This is a genomic window from Methylobacterium sp. WL69 (genome assembly GCF_008039485.1).
Classification (GTDB): domain Bacteria; phylum Pseudomonadota; class Alphaproteobacteria; order Rhizobiales; family Beijerinckiaceae; genus Methylobacterium.
Genome location: NZ_VRUZ01000038.1, coordinates 22,166 through 38,814, shown reverse-complemented (window position 1 = coordinate 38,814; position 16,649 = coordinate 22,166). Strand labels below are relative to the sequence as shown.

Genomic DNA, 16,649 nt, shown 5'->3' with positions numbered 1-16,649 from the left:
CCCCAACAGCCTGTTCCTCACCCAGGCCTTCCGCATGCGCAACCGCGACCTCGTCTACGTCTCCAACGCCCCCTTCACCGAGGTCCAGAAGGTGCTCTCGGTCTTCTCGACCGTCACCGCACCCGTCGCCGCAGGCGCGTCGATCTACGCCGTCGGCCGGTAGAACGGGGACCGGGATCGCCAACGAAAAACGGGCCCTCGCGGGCCCGTTTCCATGTCTGCGGAGGGTGCCGTGCGGCCTACGGCTTGCCGCGCTTCGACATGAGCTGCTCGATGAGCGAGCCGCCCTTCTCGATCTCGTGCAGTTCCTCGGCCACCGCGTCCACGGTCTCGCGGATCTGCTCGGGCGTGTGCTCGGAGGTGATGAAGAAGCGCAGGCGCGAGGCCCGCTCGGGCACGGCCGGGTGGATGATCGGCTGCACGTTGATGCCGCGCTTGAACAGCCGGTCCGACAGGGTCACGGATTTCAGCGAATCGCCAACGATGACGGGAATCACCGCGAGCCCGAGGCTCGTGCCGGTGTCGAGGCCGTGCTTCTTGGCGCAGGCCAGGAACAGGTTTCCGTTCTGGCGCAGGCGCTCCACCCGGTGGGGCTCGGCATGCATGATCGCCAGGGCCGCCTCGGCGGCGGCGGCCAGCGGCGGGGACAGGCCGACGCTGTAGATGAAGCCGCCGGCCGTGCACTTCAGGTACTCGATGAGCGCCGCCGGGCCGGCGATGTAGCCGCCGCAGGTGGACAGCGTCTTCGACAGGGTCCCCATCCAGATGTCGACCCCGTGCGGGTCGACGTCGCAATGCTCGGCGAGGCCGATGCCGGTGCGGCCGAGCACCCCGAGGCCATGGGCGTCGTCGACCATCAGCCAGGCGTCGTAGCGCTGCTTCAGGGTGACGAGGGCGGCGAGGTCCGGCGCGTCGCCGTCCATGCTGTAGAGGCCCTCGACCACGATGAGGGCCCGGCGGTGCTCGTGGCGGGTGGCGCCCAGCAGGGTCTCGAGGGCGTCGAGATCGTTGTGGGCGAAGGAGCGGCGCTGCGCCCCCGAGAGCTGCGCCCCGGTGACGATGCTGTTGTGGCTGAGGGAATCGTGGAAGATCACGTCGCCCGGCTCCATCAGGGCGCCGAGGGTGGTGACGTTGGTGGCGTGCCCGCTCACCATCACCACGCAGGCCTCCGTGTCGTAATGGTCGGCCAGGGCCTTCTCCAGGGAGAGATGGCCCGGGCGCTCACCCGCCACGATGCGGCTCGCCGAGGCCGAGGTTCCGAAATCCTCGATGGCCTTGGCGGCGGCGGCGTTCACGTCCGGGTGCCCGTTGAGGCCGAGGTAGTCGTAGGACGAGAAGTTGATGAAGCTCTTGCCGGCGATGCGGGTGTTGGCGCCGGCCCGGGTCTCGTGGACCCGGAAGAACGGGTTGCCCAGCCCGATGAGGTCGGCGGCCGAGCGCTGCAGGCGCAGCTCGCGGTAGCCCGGCAGGGTCTCGAAGTTCTGCACCGACGGGTCGCCGGCCGGGCGCGCGGGTGCGCGCGCCGGGGCCGGCCGGTTGGCGTTGCGGCCGAGGCGGTTGGTGACGAATCCTGCGAGCGCCGCGCGCCCGCCGTCCGGTCTCGCGGGCTTGGTCACGGCAGGATTTCCTTGATGACGAGGCTGTTCTCTTCGACCAGCGCGTGGAACGGTTCGAGGGTCCTGACATCCACGCCCTCGCTGGCGTGGCGCTGGGCGAGGCTCATCACGGCGGCCGCCGCTTCGTCCACGGGGGCCGAGATCGACTGGATCAGGGTCTCGGTGAGCTCGTTGACCGTGAGCCCCGACGAGATGCCGGAGGGCGGCGCCTCCAGGGCGAAGCGCTCCTGCAGGCTGGCCCCGAGCTCGACGCCCATGAGCGAATCGAGGCCGATCTCCGAAAGGTGGCGGACGCGGCTGATGTCGTCCTTCGGCAGGCGCAGGATGCGGGCGATGTCCTCGACGATGGCGTCGGCCACGGTCTTGCGCACCGTGTCGATGTCCTGGGTCTTGAGCAGCGTCCCGATGTTGATGGCCGCCACCGTGCCGGCTTCCATCTGCTGGTCCGAGCCGAGGTCGGCGTAGCTCGGGCTCTTCATGGTGGCGAGGCGCTCGCGGGCCTTGCCCCAGTGCATGGAGGCGATGGCGACGACGGCGTCGTCGGTGCTGCTGCCCTGGCCCTCCAGGGCATCGGCCATGAGGTCGAGGCAGTGGCGGGCGTCCATGGGCGTGACGCCGACGCGGCCGGCCAGGGTCTCCATGACGGCGCGGTTGCGGGCGAGGACGCCGACATCGCCGATGGCGCCCCAGGCGACGGCGAGCGCCGGCAGGCCGAGCTTACGCCGGCGGCGGGCCAGCCCCTCCATGAAGCCGTTGGCGGCGACGTAGGAGCCCTGGCCGGGATTGCCGATGAAGGTCGTGGCCGAGGAGAACAGCACGAAGTAGTCGAGTTTTCGCGAGCGCGTCGCCGCGTCGAGGTGCTCGGCGCCGATGACCTTCGGGCGGATGACCGTGTCGAGGGCCGCCGCGTCGATGTTGGCGATGAGGCCGTCCTGCAGCACCATGGCGCCGTGGATCACGCCGGCGAGCTTTTGCCCGCCGCGCTCCACGTCCGCCAGCAGGGCATCCACCGCCTTGCGGCTGGTGATGTCGCAGGCCTTGGCCTGGACGTCGATGCCGCGGGCCGTCAGCTCGGCCACGACGGCCTTGGCCTCGTCGCCCTCGGCGCCCTTGCGGCCGACGAGTACGATGCGCCTGGCGCCCCGGTCGGCGAGCCAGCGCGCGGCCTCCAGTCCGAAGCCGCCGAGGCCGCCGGTGACGAGGTGGACGCCGTCCGGCGCGATGGCGAAGGTCGAGCTCTGCGCCATCATCACGCTGCCGGCCTTCGGCGGCGCGATGACGATCTTACCGACGTGTCCCGATTGCTGCATGAGCCGGAACGCGTCCGAGACCTCGTCGGAGGTGAAGGGCTGGTACGGGAGCGGCTTTAGGCCGCCCTCGTTGAACAGGGCCATGACCTCGCGGAACAGGCGCGCCCCGTCCTCGCCCTGGTGCTGCAGCACCTGATCGAGGTCGACGCCGAAATAGGACAGGTTCCGGCGGAACGGGCGCAGGCCGATATGGGTGTTGGCGACGTAGTCGCGCTTGCCCAGTTCGATGAAGCGGCCGAACGGCTTGAGGCAGTTGAGGCTGCGCTCCATCGCCTCGCCGAACAGGCTGTTCAGGACCACGCCGACGCCGTCGCCGGTGATGCGGCGGACATCGTCGACGAAGGCGAGCGAGCGCGAGTCGAGGACGTGCTCGGCGCCGAGGGCCTTGACCAGGGCGCGCTTCTCGCGCGACCCGGCCGTGGCGATGACGCGGGCGCCCTTGAGCTTGGCGATCTGCAGGGCGGCGAGGCCGACACCGCCGGCGCCGCCATGGACGAGGACCCACTCGCCGCGGCGCAGGCGGGCGCAGCTCACGAGGCCGTAATAGGCCGTGAGGAAGGCGACGGGCACGGTGGCGGCGGCCTGCGCATCGAGGCCGGGGGGGCTCGGCGCCACCACGAGCTCGGGCACGACGATGTGGGTCGAGAAGCCCGACTGCGCGAAGGCGACGACGCGATCACCGACCTTGAAGGCGCTGACCCCCTTGCCGATGGACAGGACGCGGCCGGCGACTTCGAGGCCCAGGCGCGGACCGGCGAAGCCGTCCTCCAGGATCTCCTCGGGCAGCATCGACAGGGCCCAGAGCACGTCGCGAAAATTGAGGCCGGTGGCCTCGACGGCGATCTCGACCTCGCCGCGTCCGGGGACGCGGCGCTCGGCCGGGCCCCAGGCCATCTCGTTGAGGCCGCCGGTGTTGCTGCGCTCCAGGCGGGCGGCGGGGGCCGGCACCGCGTCGGCGGCGGGCCGCCGCGCGGCTTGGCCCGGCGAGAACCGGATGACCCGGGTCTGGTCGGGATCGAGGATGATCTCGGTTTCGGCGGTGCCCGACAGGATGAGGTCGCGCAGGCGCTCGGCGGCGAGCTTGGTGGTGAGGGTGTCGGTCAGGTCGATGCGGCGCACGTCGAGGTTGGCGACCTCGTTGGCGAGGGTCCGGGTGAAGGCCCAGACGCCGGCCTCGACGGAGCCGTTGGCGTCGCCGTCGTCGCGGGTGGCGCCGGGGCAGACCACCCAGAGCCGGGTCTGGCGGCTGCCGAGGTGCTCGACGCAGCGCTTCAGGCTGAGGCAGCGGTCGCGCAGGCGGTCCGCGGCCGGACCCTCGGTGTTGAAGGCCCCGGCCAGGAACACCACCGTGTCGGGGGTTTCGCGCTCGAGCTCGAGCAGGGACTGCTCGGAATCGAGGATGATCGAGACGTGGACGCCGCCCGCGACCAGCAGGGTCGCGAGGGACGACGCGGTCTCGGCCGCGTAGGCATCGTGCGAGCCGATGACGAACGCAAAAGTCTGTCCGGCGGCGGGCCGGGCCCGCACGGGCGCCTCGGCGATGAACAGGAGGTCGTCGCCGTTGTCGGAGACCGCGCGATCGACGGCGACCCGGACGAGGCCGGTGTCGCTGAGGGACCGCTGCCAGCCGGTGATGTCGTCGAGCCGCCCCATGGGCATGTCGCCGGTGACGTCGAACCAGTCGGGCGTCAGGCCGAAGACAAGGTCGCGGAACAGGGAGGCGCCGGGCTCGACGGCGATGAGGAAGCCGCCGGTGGCCAGGGCATCGGCCACCTGCTGCAGGATTCCGGGCTCGGCGCGGTGGAGCACGTCGCTGGCGAGGATCGCGTCGAAGCCGCCGGGGGTGAGCTCGGCCGCGTCCTCGATGACGGTGACGCCGCGGGGCAGGGCGAGGCGGGCGCGCTCGGCCAGGCGCCGGTCGGCCTCGAACACCGAGAGCTGCGCCTCGATGCCGTCGGCGAAGGCGGCGGCCTGGGCCGACAGGGGGCCGAAGCCGACCTGGAGCACCCGCAGGGCGCGGTCGCGGGGGAGCGCGGCGCTGCCCGACTCGACGATCCGGGCGATGACGTCGGCCGAGGCGCGGGCCGAGGCGCTGCGCAGGGTGAAGGCGTCCAGCGCGTTCTGCGACAGGGTCGGGGCGTGGACGAGGTCGCCGGCGAGCAGGCGACCGACCAGGGCGCCGATATCGGCGGTGAGCACGAGCTCGGCCGAGAGATCGGGGTGATCGGCGGCGATCCAGCGCATGATCTCGTCGGGCGCCGGCAGGGTTACGTCCTTGCGCAGGGTCCAGCGCTCGCCGTCGAGGGTGGCGAGGCCGCTGCTCTCCAGGGCCAGGAGGGCGTTCAGGAGCCAGGGCCGCATGGCCTCGGGCACGCGCTCGTCGATGGCGACGGTGCCGGAGCGCTGCAGGCCCTCCGCCAGGCGGTAGGCCATGGAGGTGGCCCAGCCTTCCAGCAGCAGGTGGCCGGGGGCGAGGGGGGCCTCGGCGGCGGCGAAGGCCGCCTTGGCCTGGGGCCGGACGGCATCGGCGATGCGCTGGCGGCGATCGAGGGGGATCGCCGTGGGTTCGGTGGCGAGCTCGGCCCGCTGGGCGATGGCGTAGGCGGCCAGCTCGTTGGCGTTCTTGGTGCGCAGGGCCTGGAACCGGCCCTCGCGCAGGGTGGCGATGACCTCGCCCTCTTCATCCACCAGGGTGAAGTCGGCCAGGATGCTGCGCTCGTTGGCGCGGCGGGTCCGGATCATCGCCCGGGCGATGACGGCGCCGGGTCGGACGAGGCGGATCTCGCCGAAGCGCACGGGCACGTAGGCCTTGGTCGAGCCCTCGCCCATGAGACCGGCGAACAGCAGGATCAGGCCGTGGAAGCACGAGTCGAGGCGCGCCGGCACGAGGCCGAAACGCGCGTCGGCCTCGGCCGGGACGAGGTCGGAGACGATGGTGGTCTCGTCGATGCGCGCCGACAGGGCGACCTGACGGAAGCTCGGGCCGAAGCCGAGGCCGGAGGCGGCGGCGATGCGGTAGAGGGCCTCGCCGTCCACCGCCTGCTCGCCCGGCTCGGGAATGTCCTGGCGCGCGGGCGGCTGGAAGGTGCCGTCGACGATCTTGGCCGCGGCGTGGAGCTGCCAGGCGGCCTGGGTCAGGCGCGGCCGGCTCAGGATCTGGATGCCGTTGCCGGAGCCCGAGACCCGGACCATGACCTCGCGCAGGGATTCCTCGCCGAACACCATGGGCGACTGGATCTCGAATTCCGCGAGCACGACGGTGTCGCTGCGCATGACCTCGCGGGCGACGCCGAGCGCCATCTCGATGAAGGCCGCGCCCGGCAGGATCGCTTGCCCGTCGATGCGGTGATCGTCGAGTTCCGGCACCGTGGCGATGTCGACGTGGCCGTGCCATTCGAGGCCGTCCACGGTGACGCGCGCGCCGTAGAGGGGGTGATAGGTGCGCGGCGTCGTGGCGCCGACGCCCTCGGAGGTCTCGGCGAGGCGGAAGGAGCGGCGCTGCCAGGGATAGAGCGGCAGGGACACGTCGCCCTTCGGGTTCTGGCCGAACACCGTGGTCTCGTCGACGGCCGCGCCCTGGACGAGGGCGGCGGCCACGGTGCGGGCGATGGGATCGCCACCGGCCTGCTTGCGGTGGAGGACGCCGATGGTGGCGTTCTCGATGCCGAGGGGCTCGATGGCGTCACCGATATGCGACAGCAGGGTGGCGCGGGGACCGACCTCGACGAAGACGCGGGCCCCCTGGCGGGTGGCTTCCTGCACGGCCTGGGCGAAGCGCACGGGCTCGCGGATGTTGCGCCACCAGTAGCTGGCGCCGAATTCCGAACCGGACAGCACCGTGCCAGTCACGGTGGAGACCATGGCGGTGGTGGCGGCATGGGGCTTGAGGCCGGCGAGGTCGCGCAGGAGCGGCTTCTCGGTCGGGTTCATGAGCCGGCCGTGGAACGGGTATTCGAGGTCGAGCTTGCGCCCGCGCCGACGCTTGCGCGCGAGCGCCTTCATGGCGGCGTCGATGTCCTTGACCGGACCCGCGACCGTGATGGCCTTGGGGCTGTTGTAGGCGGCGATGTCGAGGGTCGGGTAGTCCTGCAGAAACAGCTCGATCTCGTCGGCGGGTGCCAGCAGCACCGCCATGGTGCCGAGGCCGCGCGTCGATTCCTGGTGCTGGCTGCGGAAGAAGATGACCTTCACGGCCTGCTCGAGGCTGAGGATGCCGGCGGCTTCCGCCGCCGCGATCTCGCCGACGCTGTGGCCGAGCACGTATTTCGGGTGGAGGCCACGGGCCCGCAGGGCCGTGGTCGAGGCGCTGGAGATGGCGAAGATCAGGGGCTGGGAGACACGGGTGAGGACGAGGCGCTCGTCGAGGTCCTCGGCGAACAGGGCCTCCTTGAGGGACCAGTCCGAAAGCTTGAGGAACAGGGTGTCGATACGATCGAAGGCGGCGCGGAAGACCGCGTTCTCCTCGTAGGCCTCGCGGCCCATGCCGGCCCATTGGCTGCCGTTGCCCGAATAGACGAAGGCGACCTCGGCCGACCGGTCGATGGCGGTGCCGATGAGGGCGGCGTCGGTGTCCTCGGCCTCGCCGACGGCGCGCAGGGCCATCGGCAGGTCGGCGTCGAGGGATATCGCCAAGCGCGACGACAGGCGCTCGCGGCGATGGGCGGCGGCGGCGGCGATGCGGGCGATCTCGGCCGGCTTGGCGCCGTCGAAGCGCTCGGCGTAGTCGAGGGCGAGTTCGTTGAGGGCGGCGCGGCTCTGGGCCGACAGCAGCAGGATCTCGGGCGCACGGGTGGTCTCGGCCTTGGCGGCGACGCGGGCGCCGTCGGTGAGGACGATGTGCGCGTTGGTGCCGCCGAAACCGAAGGAGTTGACGCCGGCGAAGCGCTCGGCGCTGCCGCGCGGAATGGCCAGCGGCTTGTTCAGCACCGACAGGTTGAGGTCGGTGAAGGGAATGTCGGGGTTGAGCTCGGCGGCGTGCAGGGAGGCCGGCACGAAATCGTGTTCCAGGGCGAGGCTCGCCTTGAGCAGGCCGGCGAGGCCGGAGACCGGCTCGGTGTGGCCGATGTTACTCTTGATGGAGCCGATGGGCAGGGGCTCGCGGCGGGGTTTTCCGAGCTTGCCGCCGATGGCGCCGGCCTCGATGGGGTCGCCCACGGGGGTGCCGGTGCCGTGCGCCTCGACGAAGACGACCTTGTCGAGGTCGATCTCGGCGTCGCGGTAGACCTGCTCCAGGAGCGCCCCTTGCGCGTAGCCCGAGGGGAGCGAGATGCCGGTGGTGCGGCCATCCGAATTGACGCCGCTCGCCGCGATGACGCCCCGCACGGTGTTGCCGTCGCGGGCGGCCGCCTTCGCCGATTGCAGCACGAGGACGACGCCGCCCTCGGAGCGGACGTAGCCGTCGGCCTGGGCCGAGAACGCGCTGCACAGGCCGCGCCGCGACAGCATCTGCGCGTTGGAGAAGCAGATGAAGTTGAACGGGCTCGCCAGCAGGTTGACGCCGGCCACGACGGCGGTGTCGATCCGGCCGCTGGCGATGGCGGCCACCGCCGAATCCAGGGCGACGAGGGAGGACGAGCACGCCGTGTCGACGGTGAAGCTCGGGCCCTTCAGGTCGTAGATGTAGGAGATGCGGTTCGACAGGATCGAGAGGGTGTTGCCGGTGGCGGCGTAGGCGTCACCCGAGGCGGTGTCGAGGATGCGCAGGTTGCCGTAATCGAGGGACGACGCGCCGACGAACACGCCGATCTGGGTGCCGGCCACGGCCGAGGGACGCAGGCCGGCATCCTCCAGGGCTTCCCAGGTGAGTTCGAGCAGCAGGCGCTGCTGCGGGTCCATCTGCTCGGCCTCGCGGGGCGAGATGCCGAACACGCCCGGATCGAACGACCAGATCTCGTCGAGGATGCCCGCCGACCAGGTGTAGCTCTTGCCGCGCTCCTGGGCGCGGGGATGCCCGAACCGGCTCAGGGACCAGCGATCTTCCGGAATCTGGCCGACCGCGCAGCGGGCTTCCGTCAGGAGCTGCCACAGACCCTCGACGTTCGAGGCACCCGGGAGGCGGCAGGCACGACCGATGATCGCGATGTCTGTACGTTGAGTCACGTTCGATTCGCACACGCTCTTGAACGGGGAACGAGACCGGCCCCGGGAAGGGGCCGGGCAATCCGCCCGACCCTTAGTATGGCACCACGACGGTGTCCAACACACGGGGGAGGGGGCGGGCGAGGCTCGCGCAAGGACTGACGATCCCGCTGCGCGTCTTCATCGAGGAACGGCCCGGTTCCGGTCGGGAACGGCCGCGGGGACCGGATACGAAACCGGCCCCGGAACAGATCAGGCGTCGCGAACGACCGAGGGCGGACGCGACCGGGACGGCACGGCGGCCGCGTCTTGGGACATCGACTTGGAATCCGGACTCGACTTGCGAAAAGATGCCATGTGCTTCCCGGTGGCCCTCGTGGATCGGATCGGGGGCAGACCCCGTCGCCCACGACCCGCGGGCGGCGCCGCTTCCACGGCCTCGGGCCGGTTTATCATCCCGACTTTAAGCAATTCCAAGGCAGGCCTGTCACGTCCAAGACACACAGGGCGCGGGATCGTCGTCGGCCTGCAGGGCGTGACCGGACCGAATGCGTCGAAGTGTCACCGCACTGCAACATCAACTCTCACGGGCACGCGGCCGCGGGTCCCGATCGGCCGGAGCCGGTGTGATCCCTTCCTGCAACGAACCGGTCTCCACCGCGTCGGAGAGCGGGCCGGGGCGGATCACAGGCGAAAATGTGCCGACCCGCGCGCGAGATTGGGATTGTAGTACGGGTCGGCCCGGAGCTGGGGCTCCCAGCGGGCCTGCATCACCCGGGTCTCGGCCTCGAACCGGGCCCGCTTCTCCGGCGTATCCTCGGGACCGCGGCTCTTCGACTCGTGGTGGACGAGGCGGGCATGCGGCGTCCAGACGTTGCGGTAGCCGGCCCCGCGCAGGCGCAGGCACAGGTCGACGTCGTTGAAGGCGACGGCGAGGTGCTCGGCATCGAACCCGCCGACCTCCGCGAAGACATCGGCCTGCACGGCGAGGCACGCCCCGGTGACGGCGGAGACCTCCTGCGTCAGCACCATCCGGGCGAAGTAGCCCGGCTCGGCGCCCGGCAGGCCGAGGTGGCTGTGGCCCGCGACCCCGCCGATGCCGAGGACGATGCCGCCGTGCTGGAGGGTTCCGTCGGGATAGAGCAGCTTGGCGCCCACCGCCCCGACGCCGGGGTCGAGGACGATGGAGACCATCTCGGTGAGCCAGCCGGGCTCGACGATCTCGACGTCGTTGTTGAGGAACAGCAGCACCGCGCCCGTGGCGGCGGCCGCCCCCCGGTTCGACAGATCCGAGAAATTGAACGGTCCCGGCACGGGCAGGACCCGCAGGCGCCTCTCCCCGGCATACCGCGCGAACAGGGCACGGGTGGCGGCCTCGCGGCTGTCGTTGTCCACCACGACGACCTCGAGGTCCGGGTAGTCCGTCGCGGCGAACAGGCCATCGAGGACCGTCCCCAGGAGTTCGGCCCGGTCGCGGGTCGGTATGATGACGGAGACGCGCGGGGCCGGATCGGGCAGGGGCCGCACGAGGCGGTTGAAACCCAGCGGTCCCCGTTCGGCCCGGGCGCCGAAAGCCGCCGCCACCTCCGCCAGGGCGCGCAGGCGCGCGGCTTCGGCCTGCGCCAGCGCCCGGTCGGAGAAGGTGCCGGAGCCCCCGGCGGCACGCCAGTGATAGAGCACCTTCGGGATGTGGCGCACGCGCTCCGGCGCGAGGCCGCGGGTGAGGCGCAGGAGCAGGTCGTGGTCCTGGCTGCCCTCGAAGCCGGGGCGCAGGCCGCCGAGGGCCCGCAAGTCGGCCGTCCGCACCACCGTGAGGTGGTTGATGTAGTTCTGCCCGTACAGGAGTTCGCGGTCGAAGCCCGACTTGAAGTGGGGCTCGAAGCGGCGCCCGCGCCCGTCGATCTTGTCCTCGTCGCTGTAGATCAGGACGAGGCCGGGATCGGCGCGCACGGTGGTGCCGACGTGGAACAGGGCGGTCTCGGAGAGGACGTCGTCATGGTCGAGGAAGGCGACGTAGCCCCCCCGCGCCATGGCGAGGGCATCGTTGGTGGCCCGCGCGATATGGCCATTGACGGCGCGCCGCATCACCCGGATGCGCGGGTCCGCCGCCGCATGGGCCGCGAGACGCCCAGCCACGGCGGGGTCGGTGGAGGCGTCGTCGACGACGCAGAGTTCCCAGTGCGGAGAGAGCTGCGCCCGGACCGAGCGCAGGGCCGCCTCCAGTACCGCCGGGGCGGGGTGGTGGACCGGCATCAGGATCGAGATGAGGGGCGGGTCCGGCCACGCGGCGGCCTCGGCGCGCAGGCGGGCCCGTTCGGCGCCGTCGAGGGTGTCGAAACGCCGGATCCAGGCGGGATACCCGGTGCCCCGGCGATGGCCGAGCGCAGCCGTGAGCAGGCCGCGCCCGCGCACCTTCAGGCCGAGGCAGCGCCAGTACACGGCGCGGGCGGTCGAAGTCGGGTGCCGCAGGGCCGCGCGGGCCGTGAGGGCGAGGCGGCCGCGCCGGCGGATCGAGAACTCCGCGAGGGCGAAGGGCCGGCCCGGCGCCAGGGGCGAGAGGACCAGGGCGCTGACGCCCTCGGGCAGGCGCCCGGTCCAGGCGAACCCGTCGCCGCCCAACGCCTCTTCCGACAGGACCGCGCCCTGCCGGTCCGCGCAGAGCTGGGTGATCAGGAGGCGGGCGATCCCGCCGCTGCCCGTGTCCGAGAACCGGATCGTCACCCAGGCGCCGCCGAGGCCAGCCCCGGTGAGATCGAGGCGCAGGGCGCTCCCCTCGGCGGCGAAGGCCCGCGTGCCGCCGGGCAGGCGGGCCGACGGCGTCGCGACCGTGTCCTGCGCCATGCTCAGACGGTCCAGCCCTTGGCGACGGCATCGCGCACGGCGTCCGCCATGGCGACGTCGAACACCAGCATGTCCTGGGCCACCCGCAGGCCGCGCAGGCGCGCGGCGAGGGCCAGGACCGTCTCGGAAATCGGCTCGGGCTCGGGCACGACGGCCTCGATCCCGAGGCGGTCGAACAGGGTGGTGGCGAAGGCCTCGTAGAAGTCGCGGTGGCCGACGACGCCGACGCGGGCCAGGATCTCGATGGCGACGATGGAATTGCCGGGGGTCATGCGGTCGTCGGGCAGCTTGGTGCCGAACTGGCGGGCCAGGGGATTGTAGAGCAGGCGGTAGGCCGGCTCCGGCATCATCCGGAAGAAGCGCTTGAGGCTCTTCGGGTCGTCGTAATCGTAGTCGCCGGCGAAATCCGCCGCTTCGGCGAGGCGGCCGAGGCGCCAGGCCTGCCCGGGGTCGGCGGCCACGGCGGTGCGGGCCTTCAGCCAGAGCAGGCGGGTCGCCATCTCGGTGTAGGGGTCGTGGACCAGGGCCGTCGTGAGGAAGCCCTCGCTCGCAAAGAATCCCTCGTAGCGCGGCACGACGATGGCGCCGGACAGGAAGGACGAGGCCAGCCACGGGCTCTCGAACAGCACCCGCAGCACCTCGTCGGACAGGCGCCCGATGCCGAGGTAGCTCTGCTGGAACCGGTCGAACAGGGCCGAGGGGATGCGGGTCTCCGGCACGATGCTGGTGTCGACGAGCAGCACCTTGCCCGTCCGGATCCCGTCCTGGCGGATGCGCCGGTAGATGAGAACGTTGGTGTCGGTGTCGTAGACCTCGACCCGCCGCGCCTCCGCGAGCCCCGGCACCTCCTCCGGGGTCAGCCGGAAGACGCATTGCCCGGTGGAGTGCCAGCCGTTGGCCCGGATGCCGTCATCCGTGATGGTGGCCGGCACTTCGGCGACCCGGCGCCCCTCCACGGAGACGAAGACGCGACTGATCGCCAGGGGGTTGTCCGGGACCACCCAGCATCGGATCTCATCGCCCAGGTCGTGATCGACGTAGAACCGCATTCCTCACCGTTGCTCGCGTGCCCGGCCCCCCGGGGATTTCGGGCCCCGAGGATCTTTGCTCCCCAAGGATCTCTGCTCCCCGAAGATTCAGGCCCCCAGGGATTGAGGCCCCGACGGGAGACCGCCCCCTGGGCTGCCGGCCCCGGCCCTTAGCCTACTTTCCGGATCGGCGCAGAAAAATGGATCGCGCCGCGCGATGCGAAGCCGCCTTTGCGCTTGCGCACCCCAAAACCAGAAGCTATAGCCCCCCTCACCGGCGGGGAACGCCGCCGGTGAGGGCGCTTAGCTCAGCGGTAGAGCACTACCTTGACATGGTAGGGGTCACAGGTTCGAACCCTGTAGTGCCCACCATCAACTCCGACGAGCGCGGATCGCTTGGACGGGTTCATGGCTTCCTCAATCAGGTCTCACGGGTTCGGCGAACCCATGGCGGGATCGTTCGGACATCGTTCTGACTCCCTTGAGCCCACGCGCGCATCGCGACCTCGGTCGATGCTGTCGCGTCGCCGTCGAGGCGTCGAAATCTCCAGAATTGAAAAGCATTCGGGCGTCCGGCCGTCGATCGTCGTGGTCGCGCAGAAACGGGTGTGCGGCGGTCCCCGGGTGTGAGGTCCGGGATGGAAACGCGAACACGGGCCGACTGCGATGCCGCCTGGCGACGGGACGGGGAGCGCAACGGCTGGCGGCTCCCACCCGCCGCGCCGTGGCCGCTCCAACTCTCCGTGCTGCGCCACGTCAGGGCGATGTGTCATGAGCTGCGCCTCCAGCGGGAGGCGCGACGGCTGAAGGAGAGCGGGGTGGGGCTCGGCAGACCGACGCAGCGCGACCTCTGGGTGCTCTCTGCCATCGCGCGCGGCTGGTACTGATCGCCAGTCCCCGGCGACGCGCATTTTCGACCAGTTCTCGGCTTATTCATCCGGAACCGCCGAGGCGACCGAGATCCCGCATGTCCGAGTTCCAAGCCAAAGACCATCCGCAGCGGAGCGACTGGGACGTCTACGTGAACGTCGTTCACGCGCTGATGCTGCGCGACATGCGAACCCGGTTCGGCGCCTCGTACTGGGGCTACTTCGTGGTCGTCATGTGGCCGGTCTCCCACATCTTCGTGATCGTCGCGATCATGGCGTTCCGGGGCATGCCGTCCCCTCTGGGGGACAGCGTCGTCCTGTTCATTTCCACCGGGGCGGTCCCGGCCCTGGTGTTTCAATATACGTCCCGTGAGGCGATGAAGGCGATCGTCTCCAGCAAGCCGCTGACATACTACCCCCAAGTCAAGCTCTTCGATCTCATCGTCGCACGATTCATCGTGGAAACCGTCAAGGGCTTTACGGGACTCATCGTCATCTTCTTCATTCTGATCTGTGTCGGCGTCGACCCGATCCCGGATACGCCGATCATGGCCATCGGCGGATATTGCGCCGCGCTGCTCCTGGGCCTCGGCGTCGGCGCCATCAACGTCGGAATTCTGTCGTTCTTTCCCGGATGGCAGATCGGCTACATCCTCGTCACGATCTCGTTCTATCTGACCTCGGGGTTGTATTTTCTACCGCACTTTTTCGGACCCGAAATCTATTCCATCATGAAATGGAATCCGATGGTTCAGATCATCGAATGGGTCCGGCTCGGATACTATCCGTCGCTCGGCGTGGAGGTCGACTATCTCTACGTGCTCGGTTTGGGGTTCGGGTCCCTAACCATCGGACTGATCATGGAACGGACGCTGGTCCGCCGCCTGTCGTAAGGGCCGGCCGAGCCGGTCGGCGATGGACCGGGCGCCCCATGCGGGTTCGCCCGGCCGCCACGGCACCGGCGCGAACGCCGTCCGCATGTCCGATCCCACCGGCGATCGGGACCGCGTCCCGAGCGGAAGCGGCCCATCCCGACACGGACCGGCTGCAACGGAAAAAGGGGCTGGCGCAGCGCCAACCCCTTCCGGACTCTCAACAAAATTGATGGTACCACCGCCCCGGCTCGAACGGGGGACCCCCAGATCCACAATCAGTGAAATCTGCTTTCCAGGAGGTGTCAGAAGCAGTCTAAGCTACTGATTTTGCGTAGGGACCCTCAGACTCAGCTTGCCATAAAACGCCATCCGTGGTCACTGGTCTGCTTTCCAGGCGCTTTCCAGAAAGCAGACCGATGCGGTTCAACAGGCAGACGCTCGAAGCCCTTATTGTGCCGGAAGGGAAGGCTTTCATCCTCGCGTGGGACGACGCGCTCAGAGGATTTGGGATCAAGGTCAACGCGGGAGGCGCCCGGCAGTGGGTGGCTCAGTACCGGACGCCAGACGGTCGCACGCCCCGTGTAACGATCGGCCGGGTGGATACGCTTTCCCTGGACGAGGCCCGGAAGGCGGCTCGGATCATTCTCGGCAAGGCGCAAACGGGGAGCGATCCTCAGGCCGAAAAGGTCGCCGCCAAAGCCGCCGCCGCTGTCACGCTTGAGTCGGTGATCCGCCTGTATCTTTCACACGCCGAATCACGCCTCCGCCCCAGGTCGTTTCAAGAGACAGAACGCCATCTTTTGAAGGGATGGGCTCCGCTCCATGCCCGGCCGATCAATGCCATCCGCCGCGCTGAGGTAGCCGCGCAGCTTGGCGTCATCGCACAAACCGGACGGGTCAACGGCTCCCGTGCCAGGGCCGCACTCTCAGCGCTTTTCTCCTGGGCCATAGGGGAGGCGATTGCCGAGGCGAACCCCGTGATCGGGACGCATCGCCCAGCCGGGAATGAGGCATCGCGCGATCGGGTCCTGACGGAAGCCGAGGTGAAGGCGGTTTGGCTCGCGTGTCGGGACGACGATCACGGCCTCATGGTGCGGCTGCTGCTACTCACGGGACAGCGCCGGGAGGAAGTAGGGGGCCTCGAAGAATCAGAACTGGATCTCGCCGCTGGGATTTGGACGCTGCCAGCCACGAGGACGAAGAACCGGCGCCCGCATGAGGTACCGCTGTCCCCTCTCGCCCTCGAAATCCTGGCACGGAAACCCCGCGTTCAAGGCCGTGCCCTCGTCTTTGGGCTGGGGGAAGGCGGCTTCTCCGGGTGGTCAAACAGCAAAGAACGCCTCGATAAGCGAATCGCCGCCGTAGGCTTCGAGATGCCCGCGTGGCGGCTCCATGACCTGAGACGGACCATGGCAACCATGATGGCCGAGTCGCTTGCCGTGCCGCCGCATATCATTGAAGCGATCATCAATCATGTGAGCGGCGCCCGATCCGGGGTGGCGGGCATCTATAACCGGGCGTCCTATCGGACAGAGAAGCGAGACGCCTTAAACCGTTGGGCTCTTCATCTCGCGGCCCTCGTGCAACCGTCGTCCGTCACCATCGACCTGTCCCGTGAGGCAGGCGCTTCTCATTGAAAATGAGGAGGTCGACAGTTCAATCCTGCCCAGAAGCACCATATAAATCAAGTACTTACACCAAACGCAGTTTACCGGATGTCGACGCCGGTAAGCGAATGGTAAGCGCTTTTGCAGGGTGCAATCATATAGATGCCTGCTAACAGCGCCAGCTTGATCGCCGACCTTAGGAACTAGACAGGGTCGATGCGCCGCGCGGTGAGGAGGACAATCATTCCTTCTGAGCCGCTGAAAGCGCGTGAACAATTTCAGCCTCACATACTCTCGCGATGCCGGCTCGTGCAGGACGGCTGCAAAGCTGAACATCGCATCGCCCCCTATTGCGTTTCGCGTGGGTCATGAAACGGCATCGGCTGCGTGATGCTAGCGGGGTCATAGCGGTCAGCCGCCGGGGC

7 protein-coding genes, 1 tRNA gene and 1 pseudogene are annotated in these 16,649 nt (G+C 69.6%); 5 read left to right on the top strand and 4 right to left on the bottom strand.

Annotated elements, in window-relative coordinates; translation table 11 throughout:
* Positions 1–163 (top strand): annotated as a pseudogene (locus FV218_RS23205) (sugar transporter); the annotation flags it as partial.
* 76 nt (positions 164–239) lie between these two features.
* Here the strand turns inward: FV218_RS23205 and FV218_RS12395 are convergent.
* The 4 genes from FV218_RS12395 to FV218_RS12380 form a co-directional block, all read right to left on the bottom strand.
* Positions 240–1,616: an aminotransferase class I/II-fold pyridoxal phosphate-dependent enzyme gene (locus FV218_RS12395; RefSeq protein ID WP_147709941.1), complete on the bottom strand. Its 1,377-nt coding sequence runs from the start codon at positions 1,614–1,616 to the stop codon at positions 240–242.
* Positions 1,613–9,025 (bottom strand): type I polyketide synthase, encoded by a 7,413-nt coding sequence (locus FV218_RS12390; RefSeq protein ID WP_147709940.1) that lies wholly within the window; start codon positions 9,023–9,025, stop codon positions 1,613–1,615. The genes FV218_RS12395 and FV218_RS12390 overlap by 4 nt, the downstream gene beginning before the upstream one ends.
* A gap of 663 nt (positions 9,026–9,688) precedes the next feature.
* Entirely contained in the window at positions 9,689–11,845 is a 2,157-nt protein-coding gene (locus FV218_RS12385; protein WP_147709939.1) for a glycosyltransferase family 2 protein, read from the bottom strand.
* A 2-nt stretch (positions 11,846–11,847) separates the two neighbouring features.
* Positions 11,848–12,894 carry a hypothetical protein gene (locus FV218_RS12380; RefSeq protein ID WP_056095761.1) on the bottom strand — a complete coding sequence of 349 codons (1,047 nt, stop codon included), beginning with the start codon at positions 12,892–12,894 and terminating at the stop codon, positions 11,848–11,850.
* A 276-nt stretch (positions 12,895–13,170) separates the two neighbouring features.
* Here FV218_RS12380 and FV218_RS12375 point away from each other — a divergent pair.
* From FV218_RS12375 to FV218_RS12360, 4 genes are all read left to right on the top strand, one after another.
* Positions 13,171–13,245, top strand: a tRNA-Val gene (locus tag FV218_RS12375).
* 266 nt (positions 13,246–13,511) lie between these two features.
* Positions 13,512–13,760: a hypothetical protein gene (locus FV218_RS12370; protein WP_147709938.1), complete on the top strand. Its 249-nt coding sequence runs from the start codon at positions 13,512–13,514 to the stop codon at positions 13,758–13,760.
* Positions 13,761–13,840: 80 nt separating this feature from the next.
* Positions 13,841–14,635 (top strand): ABC transporter, encoded by a 795-nt coding sequence (locus tag FV218_RS12365; RefSeq protein ID WP_147709937.1) that lies wholly within the window; start codon positions 13,841–13,843, stop codon positions 14,633–14,635.
* Between the two features lie 398 nt (positions 14,636–15,033).
* Complete coding sequence (locus FV218_RS12360; RefSeq protein WP_147709936.1) at positions 15,034–16,254, top strand: site-specific integrase; 1,221 nt, start codon at positions 15,034–15,036, stop codon at positions 16,252–16,254.
* The last annotated feature ends 395 nt before the right edge of the window (positions 16,255–16,649 follow it).